This is a genomic window from Dyadobacter linearis, from assembly GCF_907165045.1.
Lineage (GTDB): Bacteria > Bacteroidota > Bacteroidia > Cytophagales > Spirosomataceae > Dyadobacter > Dyadobacter linearis.
The window spans coordinates 353,477-366,299 of the sequence record NZ_CAJRAU010000002.1 but is presented as its reverse complement, the minus strand read 5'-3'; the positions used below and the strand labels follow the sequence as shown (position 1 = coordinate 366,299).

At 47.1% G+C, this 12,823-nt stretch carries 12 protein-coding genes; 2 read left to right on the top strand and 10 right to left on the bottom strand.

Annotated elements, in window-relative coordinates; genetic code table 11:
* The first annotated feature begins 24 nt into the window (after positions 1-24).
* Positions 25-291: a hypothetical protein gene (locus KOD92_RS07655; protein ID WP_215232962.1), complete on the top strand. Its 267-nt coding sequence runs from the start codon at positions 25-27 to the stop codon at positions 289-291.
* A 52-nt stretch (positions 292-343) separates the two neighbouring features.
* On the opposite strand, the gene kdpB is transcribed toward KOD92_RS07655, so the two are convergent.
* From kdpB to KOD92_RS07600, 10 genes are all read right to left on the bottom strand, one after another.
* The gene (kdpB, locus tag KOD92_RS07650; RefSeq protein ID WP_215232961.1) at positions 344-2,383 is read right to left on the bottom strand and encodes a potassium-transporting ATPase subunit KdpB; all 2,040 of its coding nucleotides are present in this window, start codon (positions 2,381-2,383) and stop codon (positions 344-346) included.
* Positions 2,384-2,395: 12 nt separating this feature from the next.
* Positions 2,396-4,084 (bottom strand): potassium-transporting ATPase subunit KdpA, encoded by a 1,689-nt coding sequence (gene kdpA, locus KOD92_RS07645; protein WP_215232960.1) that lies wholly within the window; start codon positions 4,082-4,084, stop codon positions 2,396-2,398.
* A 343-nt stretch (positions 4,085-4,427) separates the two neighbouring features.
* Positions 4,428-5,765, bottom strand: a complete 1,338-nt coding sequence (locus KOD92_RS07635; protein ID WP_215232959.1) for a sigma-54-dependent transcriptional regulator — start codon at positions 5,763-5,765, stop codon at positions 4,428-4,430.
* A 13-nt stretch (positions 5,766-5,778) separates the two neighbouring features.
* Positions 5,779-6,204: a response regulator gene (locus tag KOD92_RS07630; protein ID WP_215232958.1), complete on the bottom strand. Its 426-nt coding sequence runs from the start codon at positions 6,202-6,204 to the stop codon at positions 5,779-5,781.
* Positions 6,205-6,332: 128 nt separating this feature from the next.
* Positions 6,333-7,100, bottom strand: coding sequence for an SDR family NAD(P)-dependent oxidoreductase (locus KOD92_RS07625; protein ID WP_310589442.1), 768 nt, complete (start codon positions 7,098-7,100; stop codon positions 6,333-6,335).
* An 87-nt stretch (positions 7,101-7,187) separates the two neighbouring features.
* Complete coding sequence (locus tag KOD92_RS07620; protein ID WP_215232957.1) at positions 7,188-8,093, bottom strand: helix-turn-helix domain-containing protein; 906 nt, start codon at positions 8,091-8,093, stop codon at positions 7,188-7,190.
* A gap of 28 nt (positions 8,094-8,121) precedes the next feature.
* Entirely contained in the window at positions 8,122-8,391 is a 270-nt protein-coding gene (locus KOD92_RS07615; protein WP_215232956.1) for a UBP-type zinc finger domain-containing protein, read from the bottom strand.
* Positions 8,391-10,052 carry a response regulator gene (locus KOD92_RS07610; protein WP_215232955.1) on the bottom strand — a complete coding sequence of 554 codons (1,662 nt, stop codon included), beginning with the start codon at positions 10,050-10,052 and terminating at the stop codon, positions 8,391-8,393. The genes KOD92_RS07615 and KOD92_RS07610 overlap by 1 nt, the downstream gene beginning before the upstream one ends.
* Before the next feature lie 33 nt (positions 10,053-10,085).
* On the bottom strand, positions 10,086-11,486 hold the full coding sequence (locus tag KOD92_RS07605) for an ATP-binding protein (protein WP_215232954.1): 1,401 nt from the start codon (positions 11,484-11,486) through the stop codon (positions 10,086-10,088).
* A 111-nt stretch (positions 11,487-11,597) separates the two neighbouring features.
* Complete coding sequence (locus tag KOD92_RS07600; RefSeq protein ID WP_215232953.1) at positions 11,598-11,957, bottom strand: hypothetical protein; 360 nt, start codon at positions 11,955-11,957, stop codon at positions 11,598-11,600.
* Between the two features lie 107 nt (positions 11,958-12,064).
* Here KOD92_RS07600 and KOD92_RS07595 point away from each other — a divergent pair, with 107 nt between their 5' ends.
* Complete coding sequence (locus tag KOD92_RS07595; protein WP_215232952.1) at positions 12,065-12,814, top strand: DUF72 domain-containing protein; 750 nt, start codon at positions 12,065-12,067, stop codon at positions 12,812-12,814.
* Positions 12,815-12,823 lie beyond the last annotated feature (9 nt).

The window sequence follows — 12,823 nt, the reverse complement described above, 5'->3', positions numbered from 1 at the left end:
TGTTATATTTATCTAAAAAAAATTATGGAAGCTATTTTGAAGGTTCATCCCGCCGAATTCACGGACGAACTGATCGAGAAGATCAGGTTGCTCCTGCGCGGACGTGAAGATTCTGAAATCACCATCAGCATTTCTGAACGTCCTTCGTCTGGCATTTTAAGGAAAGAGAGCAGTAGCGAATACTTCGATCGTCTCGAAAAATCTTTAAAGAATCTTGAAGAGAGAAATATGGTGACGTTTAGCGGAGATTCACTTGAACTCTTCACAAAACACCTCGAACAGGGCAGATGAGCAATACTATTTTTGATTCTATAGTGTGCATGGTCACTATGAGCAATAGTTCTCAAAACCACAAACCAACCACCATATCAATTACCTTGATCCCCGCAAAAGGCACCAGAATACCTCCCAGACCGTAGATGAGCAGGTTTCTTCGCAGCAATGCACTCGCACCAATTGGTTTGTAGGCTACTCCTTTTAATGCAAGCGGGATCAGCAGCGGGATAATGATCGCATTGAAAATGACCGCCGACAGGATCGCGCTTTCCGGTGAATGCAGCCCCATGATATTCAACCCCTGCAACGCCGGTATCGAAGCAATAAAGAGCGCGGGCACGATCGCAAAATACTTCGCTACGTCATTAGCAATACTGAAAGTAGTGAGCGTTCCGCGGGTCATTAAAAGCTGTTTTCCGATTTCTACGATCTCGATCAGCTTGGTTGGGTCGTTATCCAAATCGACCATATTGCCCGCTTCTTTGGCGGCCTGCGTACCGCTGTTCATCGCCACCCCCACGTCGGCCTGCGCCAGAGCCGGCGCATCGTTGGTCCCGTCGCCCATCATCGCCACGAGCTTTCCTTTTTGCTGCTCGGCTTTGATATAGTTCATTTTATCCTCCGGCCTGGCTTCGGCAATGTAATCGTCCACGCCGGCTTTTTCGGCAATATACTTGGCCGTCAATGGATTATCTCCCGTTACCATAACCGTTTTTACGCCCATTTTGCGCAACCTTTCAAACCGTTCCTGAATACCCGGCTTGATCACATCCTGTAATTCAATTACACCAATAACCCGCTCATTTTCAGACACAACCAGAGGAGTACCGCCGTTACTGGATATGTCACGGACTTTTGCGGCAGTTTCTTCCGGGAATGCATTTCCGGCATTTTCAGTCAGCCGGCGAATTGCGTCGGAAGCTCCTTTACGAATCCTCGTTTCCCTGAAATCGACGCCTGAACTGCGCGTTTCAGCCGTGAATTCGATGAATACAGGGTTTTCAACACGCAGCTTTTCCGGGGCCAGGGCGGCTAGTTCGAGGATCGATTTCCCTTCAGGCGTTTCGTCGGCGATTGAACTTAATGCAGCACTTTTAATGAATTCATCCGGTTCAATTCCGTTGGCCGCCCAGAAATGCGTGGCTTTCCGGTTACCGATCGTGATCGTGCCGGTTTTATCCAAAAGCAAAGTGTCAATATCCCCCGCCGTTTCGACCGCTTTTCCACTTTTAGTGATCACATTGGCCCGCAGCGCACGGTCCATTCCCGCAATACCAATCGCCGAAAGCAGCCCACCAATGGTAGTAGGGATCAGGCAAACGAACAGCGAAATGAAGGCGGCGATGGTAATGGGGGTATTGGCGAAGTCAGCGAAAGGTTTTAGAGTAATGCAAACGATAATAAAAACGAGTGTAAAACCGGCCAGCAGTATCGTCAATGCAATTTCATTAGGTGTTTTCTGGCGACTGGCGCCTTCTACCAGCGCGATCATTTTGTCCAGAAAGCTTTCACCAGGCTCGGTCGTAACTTTTACTTTTATCCGATCGGAAAGCACTTTGGTACCGCCCGTCACACTGCTTTTATCACCACCAGCCTCCCTGATCACCGGCGCAGATTCGCCCGTGATCGCGCTTTCATCTATCGTCGCCAAACCTTCCACGATCTCGCCATCGGTTGGGATAATATCGCCAGTTTCGCACAGAAAGAACTGTCCTTTTTGAAGTTGCGATGATGGAACTACCTGAACTTCATCCAGATACATTTCACCTACTGTCCGTATCCATTTGGCCGGCGTTTCCTCCCTGGTCTTCCGCAAACTATTCGCCTGCGCCTTTCCCCTCGCTTCGGCAATCGCTTCGGCAAAGTTGGCAAACAACAAAGTGAGCAACAAAACCACGAGGACAATCAGATTATACAACAAACTGCCCTGCGAACGCTCGCCCGTGAGTATCCAGATATTCACGATGAGCATGACGAATGTACCGATCCAGACCGTGAACATCACAGGGTTGCGGAACATGATCTTTGGGTTGAGCTTAACAAAAGATTGCACCAGCGCTTCCCGTATTAAATCCCCTTGAAATAGGGATGTATTTTGAGCTTTCATATTGATTATCAATTATTTCATTGAAAAATATTCCGCGATCGGTCCGAGCGTAAGTGCAGGAAAAAACGACAGGGCGGTGATGATAGCGATGACGGCGAAGATCATAATACCGAATGTTCCTGTGTCCGTTTTGAGCGTGCCGGCACTTTCGGGAATGTGTTTTTTGGAAGCCAGGATCCCCGCTATTGCGACCGGGCCGATAATGGGAAGAAAGCGCGACAGGATCAGTACGATACCGCAGCTGATATTCCACCACGGTGTGTTATCTCCCAGCCCCTCAAAGCCGCTTCCATTGTTGGCCGAAGAAGAAGTATACTCGTACAACATTTCGCTAAAACCGTGAAAACCTGGATTATTGAGCGTTCCGGCTGTATATTGGGGTAAGGTTGTGCCTAATGCAGTCGCAGCCAGAATCAGCAAAGGATGCAGCAAAGCGACGATCATCGCGATCTTCATTTCCCTCGCTTCTATCTTTTTCCCCATCAATTCCGGCGTGCGGCCCACCATTAAGCCACTCATAAACACTGCCAGAATGATAAATATGTAGAAATTGAGGATGCCCGCTCCTACTCCGCCGTAAAATGCATTCGTCATCATTGCGAGCATCTGTGCGAGACCGGACATCGGCATAAAGCTGTCGTGCATCGCATTTATGGAACCCGTTGAAATGACGGTAGTGGCTATACTCCAGAATGCGGAGAATGCAGTTCCGAACCTGATTTCCTTCCCCTCCGTAGCGCCACTGGAAACGTCAATACCCATTTCGGCGATTGCGGGGTTACCTTTTAGTTCTGAAAATACCGTTGGAACGACGAGCAGCAAAAAGCCGATCGTCATCACGCCGAAGATCACCCAGGAGAGTTTGCGTTTTTTGAGATAAAAACCCAGTGCAAAAACCATTGCGATCGGGATAAACATTTGCGCAAACATCTCGACCATATTGGTTACATAGTTCGGATTCTCAAATGGGTGCGCAGAGTTCGCTCCGAAAAAACCACCTCCATTTGTTCCCACGTGCTTAATCGGTACAAAAGCAGCCACCGGCCCGGTAGAAACTTGTACGGTGTCACCCTGCATGGAGACGAAACTATCCTTGCCTTCGAACGTCATAGGAACGCCATTCAGCAACAGGATCACCGCCACCACCAGCGAAACAGGCAGCAATATTCTAGTGCACGATTTGATCATCAATTCATAAAAATTCCCCAGCTTATCTGCGCTACGCTCCCGGAAAGCAATGATCACCACAGCGGCAGCCGCCATACCTGTGCCTGCACTCACAAATTGCAGGAACATCAGGAACAACTGTCCCAGGTAACTCACGCCCGTTTCACCGGAATAGTGTTGCAGGTTACAATTGACCACGAAAGAAATAGTGGTATTAAACGCCAGTTCCGCAGATTGAGACGGGTTTCCGTCCGGGTTTAGCGGCAGCCAGCCCTGGTTCATCAGCACGAACATACCCAGGAAAAACCAGACCATATTGATCGTGAGAAGAGCCGAAAGGTGCTGTTTCCAGTTCATTTCTGACTGGACGCGGATACCGCTGAGTTTGTAAAAAAGCTTTTCAACTGGTCCCAGAATCAGGTCGAGCAAAGTCCGCTCGCCAGCGTAAATTTTTGCAATGTATTTTCCGAATGGTATCGCGAGCGCAATAGTGGTTGCGAAAACGAAAACGATACCCAGAATCTCAGTATTCATATTTTCTAGGTTAAAATTTTTCAGGTCTGACGAGCACGTAACCCATGTAGCAGAAGACCAGGATGGAGATGATGAATAGCGCCAGCATAATTCAGATTTTTTCGAAAAAACCGATGGATTTGTAAAACAGCGCGAAGCAAAGTGCGCCGGTAAGCAGAAGAAGGATTGTTGTCATGATATGCGTATTGTTAAATGTTCGGGAATACTTCTGCCAAAATTGTTCCGCTATCATTGAAAACTATATAGAGAGCTAATTACCAGTCAATTACAAAAAACAGCCACTTTAACCAATAAAAAAAGCCTATCAAAATGATAGGCTCGTTCTCAAAATGAAAATGTATGCTTACAGTTTATACTCTTCGACTTTGCGGTATAAAGTGGCAATTCCAATTTCCAGAAGCCGCGCGGCTTCCGCCTTGTTTCCGTTGGTATGATTTAAAACCTTTCTTAAATGGAGCTTTTCGGCACTGGCTAAGGAGAATGCGGATAAGCTGGAATTACTATCGTTTCGCGCCTGCACCAATTCAAATGGCAGGCTTTCCACGTCCAGAATTGGTCCGTCAGTCAGGATTACGCTTCTCTCTATGACGTTTTTAAGCTCGCGGATATTTCCGTTCCAGCGATTTTGTTCCAGCAGCTCAATATAGGCTGGCGATAATGCATTCACTTTTTTATTCGCTTTGAAGGCAAATGTTTTGGCAAAAGTGGTTGCAAGCGCTTCAATATCCCCTGCCCGCTCCCGCAGTGCCGGAATGACGATTTCGAACACCGACAGCCTGTAATACAGATCGCTCCTGAAATGGCCCGCTTCTATTTCCTTCGTGAGATCACGGTTCGTAGCCGCTACGACGCGCACATTTACCTTGGTGGGCTGGGTATCGCCGATTTTCAGAAACTCGCCCGATTCGAGTACACGCAGCAATTTTGCCTGTAACTCCAGCGCCAGTTCACCAATTTCGTCGAGGAAAATGGTACCGTTATTTGCTTCCTCAAATAATCCTTTCTTATCGCGCACTGCATTTGTAAATGCGCCCGCCCGGTAACCGAACATTTCGCTTTCAAGCAGTTCCTTTCCGAATGCCGAACAGTTGATCGCTACGAAAGGCTTTTTCGATCTGCCGCTGGCCTGGTGGATCGACTGCGCAAAAACCTCTTTTCCGGTCCCTGTTTCTCCGAGCAGCAACACCGAAGTATCCGTCGGCGCTACTTTTCTGGCCAGATCGACGCTTGCCAGCAGTTTTTTAGATTTGCCAATAATGGCATCGAACGAATATTTTTCTCTAACCTGCTTTTCGAGCTGGTGCACGCGCCTGTTGAGTTCGGCTTTTTCGAGCGCCCGATAGATCAGCGGAATGATCCGATTGTTGTCGTCGCCTTTGGTAATATAATCGAATGCACCATTTTTGATAGCCTGCACGCCGTCGGGAATATTGCCGTAGGCGGTCATGAGGACGGTTTCTAACAGTGGAAACTTTTCTCTTACTGTTTGAATAAAGTCCACGCCGTTACCGTCCGGCAGTTTGACATCACATAAAAGTACATCGGTATCCGACTGCCCCAATTCGCGGAGGCCCGATTTCAAATCTGCTGCTTCCGCCACTTCAAAGCCTTCTAGCCTGACAATACGGGCAATCAGGCCTCTCAGTTTCGCCTCGTCGTCAATGATCAGAATTCTCTTCATGAGCCGCGTGCGATCACACGTGAAGGTTGGGATGGAGGCAGCATTGCCAATAATCGTAAATAATTTTCAGCCGGCTTTTCAGCTCGTGAAAGCTGTTTTCCTTTTTGAAGAAACCCTGAATAGTAGAATCGTAGGCGGTTTCAATAACGAGCGGATTGTCGGCGGTGCTCAGAAAGATAAATGGAATTGCCTTTTTTCTCAGGTATTCGTTCCGGTCTATCCTCTCCCTCAGTTCGAGTCCGTTCATAACCGGCATATTGATATCGCAAATGATTAAAAAAGGCTGTTCCTGAGTCGTTTCGAGATACAGCAGCGCTTCGAGGCCATTTGCAAAGAAGATCAGCTTGTTGGGAATCATCAATTCTTCAATGACACTCTGGATTAAGAATTGATCGTCTGTGTCGTCTTCAATGGAAATGATCGGACCTTTTATTGACATTATCTGTGTATTAAGGCGAATTATTCAGGCGCAAATATCGGATTAATTCACTCCAATACCAATCCGGTCTGCGCAGGAATCCTTCCTGCGCATTTATTCGCCCGTTTTGCGCAGATACCAAACACCCACTACAAATTCATCCCGCCCGATACCTCTATCCGCTGCGCATTCACCCAGCCAGCTTCCGGTGAGCATAGGAATGCAACCACCCCACCGATATCATCAGGCTGACCCACCCGGCCGAGTGCGGTAATGCTGTTCATGTGCGCTTCCAGGCCGGGGTGAGCTTCAAATGCACGTTTTGTAAAATCGGTGTGTATGATACCAGGAGCGACGATATTGACTGTAATTCCCCGACCGCCCAGCTCCTTGGCCAGATACTTGGTTGTTACCTCCATTGCACCTTTCATTGAAGCATAAGCTGCGTAGCCAGGTGTGGCAAAACGGGTGAGTCCGGTAGACAAGTTGACAATGCGGCCCTGATCGGCAATATAAGGCAGTGCTTTTTGGGTTAGAAAGTAAACACCTTTGAAATGTACATTCAGCAACTCGTCGAATGCTTCTTCCGTAGTGTCGGCAAAAGCTGAAAACCGATCTATACCTGCATTATTGATCAGGAAATCGAAGGTATCCCGGTTCCAATGCGTTTTCAGAATGCCCGATAATGTGCCGAAGAAAGCTCCAAACGATTTTGTATCCGCTGTATTGAGCTGAACAGCTACCGCTTTCCGACCGAGTGATTCGATCTCTGAGACGACCTCCGTAGCCTCCTTCTCGCTGCTGTTGTAAATCACAATTACATCATTTCCTTTACCAGCCAGTGCGAGCGCCATGTTTTTTCCCAGGCCGCGACTTGCTCCCGTTACCAATGCAATTTTGCTATTCGATTCCATCATTTTATTTGTTAAAGTTGATGGAACAAAGGTATCTCCTGCCAAGAAAATCAATTTGTCGGTTTCAAACCAAAACTTGCGAAATTCAAATCAGAGGCGAAAAGCGCGGGGATTCAGGGAAGTGTGTTTCTTGAAAAGGTTGTTAAAATGAGAAGTTTCCTCAAAGCCCAGGCTGTAAGCGATTTCGGATACATTCCAGTCTGTATGCTTTAACAAGATTTTGGATTCTTTGACAATGCGCTCGGTGATCAGTTCAGTAGTCGTTTTGCCGGTTATTTCCTTCAACACTTTATTCAGGTAGTTCACGTGGATCGAGAGCTGATCTGCAAAGTCCCGGGCGGAACGGAAAGCAAGCTTCTGATGCGGAGGTTCTATTGGAAACTGCCTTTCCAGCAGCTCGATGAATAATGAAGAAACCCGGCGATACGCGTTTGTCTCAACGCCCGCAGCTGAAACAGGTTGCAATTTCTGACCAAAATGAATCAGCTCGATCACATAATTGCGGAGCAGATCATACTTATAAATGTAATCTGACTCCACCTCCCTAAACATTTTTGCAAAGATTTGACTGATCTCTTGGATCTGATTATCGGAAAGGAAAAATATCGGGTCGCCGCCGGGCTTGAAAACAGGCAACTCCCGAAGCTTCACGCCGCTATTATCCTGCGTAAGAAAGTCCTCTGAAAAAATACAGAACATCCCGGACTGGTTTTCGTTTTGCGGTATGTAATTGTAAGGAATCTGCGGCGTTGCAAAAAGCAACGCATTATCCTCAATATCAATTACTTTATCCGCATATTCCGCCCGGTTCTTGCCAATTATCAGACTGATCTTATAGTAAGCCCGCCGGTTATAAGGCATTACCTGAGCCTTTCCTGCACGGTACAGCTCTTCGGTCTTGAATACATTAAAATGACCGATCTCCTTCTGAAAAGGCTCAGGGATCAACTGTTCGATTTCCTTATAAAACTCCGGGACTGACGTTGCTTTTTGCATGCGTGAAAGTTACGAAATTCAATCCTGCTTACTCGTACTCTACAAATGCTTCATCCTGATAACACCAAAGCCATTTTTCGTCCGGCTCCGCGGATATTACCACCGGGTGCGCTGTGGCATGGAAGTGCTTCGTCATGTGCGTAGCAGGTGAGCTGTCGCAGCAGAGTGTTATGCCGCAGGTCTGGCAGGTTCGCAGGTGCATCCAGCGTCCGCCGGTTTTCACACATTCTTCACAAACGAGCTCTTTCGGCAGCTTTAAGTCGGTTATTTCGGTAATATGCTGACAAGTCTGATCCATTATACTTCGCTTAAATATTGGTGAACAAAACTGATGGCCATCGATCCTTCGCCTACTGCCGAGGTAACCCGGTTCATAGCACCGGCCCTCACATCGCCGGCTGCAAATATCCCCGGTGAGCTCGTTTCGAGCAAATAAGGGTCGCGGGCAGAGCGCCAGATCTGTTTGAAATTACCGTAACCCTTCATTTCGCGGCCCGTTTCGATGAACCCTTTCTTGTTTTTAATAATTTCAAGACCAACCCAATCTGTGTAAGGCCGGGCGCCGATGAATATAAAAAGTGCATCGGAAGGCACGGTACGCTCTTCACTGGTATTCAGGTCAACCAGCTTTAACGATTCCAGCCGATCGCTTCCCGTGGCTTCCACGATTTCTGTACACCCTAAAATAGTGATATTCTCAGTTCCCTTGATCTGGTCGATCAGGTAGGACGACATCGATGAGGTAAGGTCATTTTTACGGATTAAAATAAAAACGTTGCGCGCGAATTTGGACAGGTACATCGCAGCCTGGCCCGCCGAATTACCTCCACCGAGCACATAAACGTCCTTATTACCGCAGGAAGCAGCCTCGGTACTGGCAGCTCCATAGTAAATGCCTTTTCCTGTAAAGTCTTCAATCCCTTTCGTTTCCAGCTTCCTATAATCTACGCCGGTCGTGATTACCACAGCTTTTGCGTTGATCTCCGTATCATCGCCAAGAACGATCGTTTTGTATTTATCCTTTAATTTAATCTCCTTCACATATTGTGGAGAAAGCATTTCGGTACCGAAACGCGTAGCCTGCGTAACTGCCCGGCGGGTAAGTTCCGCGCCGCTCAAGCCAGTTGGAAAGCCTAGGTAATTCTCAATTCTTGAACTTGTACCAGCCTGTCCCCCAGGCGCTTTGCGCTCGATCAATAAAGTACTTAAACCTTCCGACGCACCATATACCGACGCGGCAAGACCTGCCGGACCGGCACCGATTATGATTACGTCATAAATCTGCTGTTTGGTCTTGGCATTCAAGCCGATCCGACCCGCAATATCAATCAGCGAAGGCGTTTTTAACAAAGTACCATCCTCAAATATCACAACCGGAAAATCTACCGGACAGAGACTATTCGTCGCGCTGATCTGTTTTCCAACTTCGTTTGACTCGGCGTCCAGCCAAGTATAAGGCATTAAATTCCCAGCAAGAAAGTCCTTGATTTCGTGAGACTTAGGTGAGAATTGATAACCTAACACTTTAATACCTTTAAAGTCCGGCCGGTAGTCTCCTTGCCAGTCGTTCAACAGTTCATCGATGGCCGGGTAAAGCTTTTCTTCCGGCGGGTCCCAGGGTTTCATCAGATAATAATCCAGCTGGACATCATTGATCGCTTTGATCGCGGCTTCGGTATCTGAATAGGCGGTTAGTAAAACTTTTTTGGCAAAAGGAAACAGTACTTTGGCTTTTTCTAAAAATTCCACTCCCTCCATCTCCGGCATACGCTGGTCGGAAATAAAAATAGCTACCTCCTCCCCTTTATTCTGCAATTCGAGCAGGCTTTCCATTGCCTCAGCGACGGATGTGGTGCTGAGTACCTTGTACTTATCTCTGTAATGTGATTTTAGATCGCGGCTGATAGCCCTTAAAACCTGAGGATCGTCGTCAATTGAAAATATAATGGGCAAACCCATAGTAGGAAACGTTTTTAAGATGCAGAAACTAATTTATCCATTAATCGGGAAACAAACCAGAAATTCAGTTTTCCCGGGCTCTGTTTGCAGGGTTACTGAGCCATGATGTTGCCGCACGATCCGCATCACCACATCCAGCCCGAGCCCCGTACCTTTTCCTACTGATTTGGTGGTAAAGAACGGATCGAAGATCTTGGAGCGGATTTCCTTTGGAATGCCCGGCCCGTTATCGCAGATCGCCACCTTCACGAAATCCTTTTCACGGAAAGTCACAATCTTAAGTTCTGCTCCCTCCTGCCCTTCCAGTGCATCTATCGCATTGTCAATCAGGTTTGTCCATACCTGATTAAGCTCGCCCACCATTGCTTTTATCTTGGGTAAAGTGGTGTCAAATTCCTCGATCACCTTCACATTTGCCTTTTTGATCTTGTAGTTCAGCATAATGATCGTGTTGCGGATACCGACGTGAATATCCACCACCTCGCGCTCGCCGCCACGGTCCATGTGCGTAAAAGTTTTGACAGAACCTACCAGGTCAGCGATCCGTTTGGAAGCTTCCTGAATATCCGCCACCATTCTTTCCGTAGTCAGATTATTATTGATCCACAGCAAGATAGGCGAAAGATCGTTCTTATTGATCTTACTTTTCAGCTCTTCCAGATCCTCCTCAGTTATGCCGAATTCCACCAGGTTTTCGGCAATATCCGAGCAGCCGGTAATACTGTTATCATCGAGCCAATCAAGGATTTCATCCTCCTTTTCGGAGCGCTTCATCATACTCAGCACCGGCCTGTCGGTCGACTGTAATATCGCCTCCATTTTATTGTTGATCACGTCCACTTCCTCGGGAGACAAGTGAATGGAAATCAGCTTTTTGAAATCACCTGGCTGCATTAACAAATGGTTTTTGAGAGAAACCGATCCACGCACGATCGCGGCGGCCGGATTGTTCAGCTCGTGCGCCAATCCTGCCGACAATTTGCCCAGCGCCATCATTTTCTCATTCTGCTGTTCCAGTTCTGTAAATTCCCGGACGCGGGAAGTCATCACGATCACCAGCGCCTGAGTGAGTTCGTAAAATGAAACGATCAGATGTCGCAGCAAATCTTTCGGCAAAGTCATAATCTGCGTCAGCTCCACGCATTGACCGAATGCAACGCCGATTTTGCCCCTTGAAAAAGGCAGGCTACCGGTAATAGTACCGGGCAGTAATTCTGAAATCGTGTGTTTGGTATTGTTTTGAATGCGGTAGAGCTCAATTTTACCCGAAAACAAAATGTGGGTACCTTCCAGCTCCTCGCCGGGTCGCGTCATATATTCGCCTTCCTGCAATTCGTAGTGCCGGCTGTTATCGATCATCCATTGCAGCTGATCCTCAGGGACTTCTTTGAAAACCTCAATAGCTCGAAGGTCTTCGACAGTAATATTTTTCATTGAACGTAAGTATTGTCGTGATGCCAGTCACTAATTACGCGATAAAATCGCCAGGTCAGGAAAAATTTTCGCTGAGCCTGACGAATGCGGTGGTAAAGCGTGGGAGCGTCATTAAATCGCCCCCGGAGATACGATCCGGTTGTATATCTTATATTCAGGAATGCCCTGAATCGGTTCCGCCACACTTATTTCCACCCAGTCGCGGTTATTTTGATGAACAAAAACGCCATTGCAAGTCGGAAACAACATTTTTAGTATGTCAACAGAATCTGGTTCCAGGTTGATTTCTTCGTGTCCGACTTCACTTACATAGTAAAAGCCTTTACAAAGCCCTACCGAAGTTTCGAACTCGATTTTAACCAGACTACCTGACAGTTCCGGCTGCATTACCTCTACTACAATCTCCTCACGCAAATCCTCGGCAGTACCCAGCGTTTCTTCCTGCTCGCCCAAAATATCTATTACTCCCATATTCAGCGGTTTTTTTAATGCTCCGAGATCCGAGACGCAAAAACCATTCCTGACGGACGGTTTTAGTATGTTCGTGAAAACGGAATGATTATTTATTTGAAGCCAATATGGAACAACAACCTCACATTCATATTGGTACGTCAGGGTGGAGCTACAAGCACTGGGCCAAAATATTCTATCCGCCCGAGGTAAAATCCAAAGACTATTTGTCCTACTACTCGACACAATTCCAGGTTTCGGAGATCAATAACAGTTTCTATAAAATCCCTAAAAGAGAAACGGTTCAGAAGTGGGTAGAATCGGTACCGGCGCATTTTTTGTTTTGCCCGAAAATGAGCCGCTACCTGTCGCACCTGAAAAAACTGAACGATCCGGAAGAACCTCTACGCCGGTTTTTCGATGTTTTTGATCCTTTCAAAGATCATCTCGGCCCGATTCTGATCCAACTTCCCGCCGTCGTCAGATTTAAAGAGGAGCTGGTTACTGCTTTTTTCGAATTACTCAAACAGAAATATTCAGACTACCGGTTTGCAATAGAGGTCAGGCACGAATCGTGGTTCTCGGGTGAGAGCATTCAACTGATGAAGGATTTTGGAGTGACGCTTGCAATTGCCGAGTCGGAAGCGTTTCCGTACCACGAAGAAGTGACTGCCAAGGATATTTTTGTGCGCTTTCACGGTCCAAAGGAATTATACAGTTCCTCTTATTCCGAAGCCGCGATACAGGGTTATGCCGAAAAGTTTGTGCATTGGCGAAGTCAGGGGCATAATATTTGGGCATTCTATAATAATGACGTCAACGGGCATGCTTTTAGAAATGCGGCTATGCTGCAACGCTTTGTTGACGCTATGACCTGAATCTTTTTA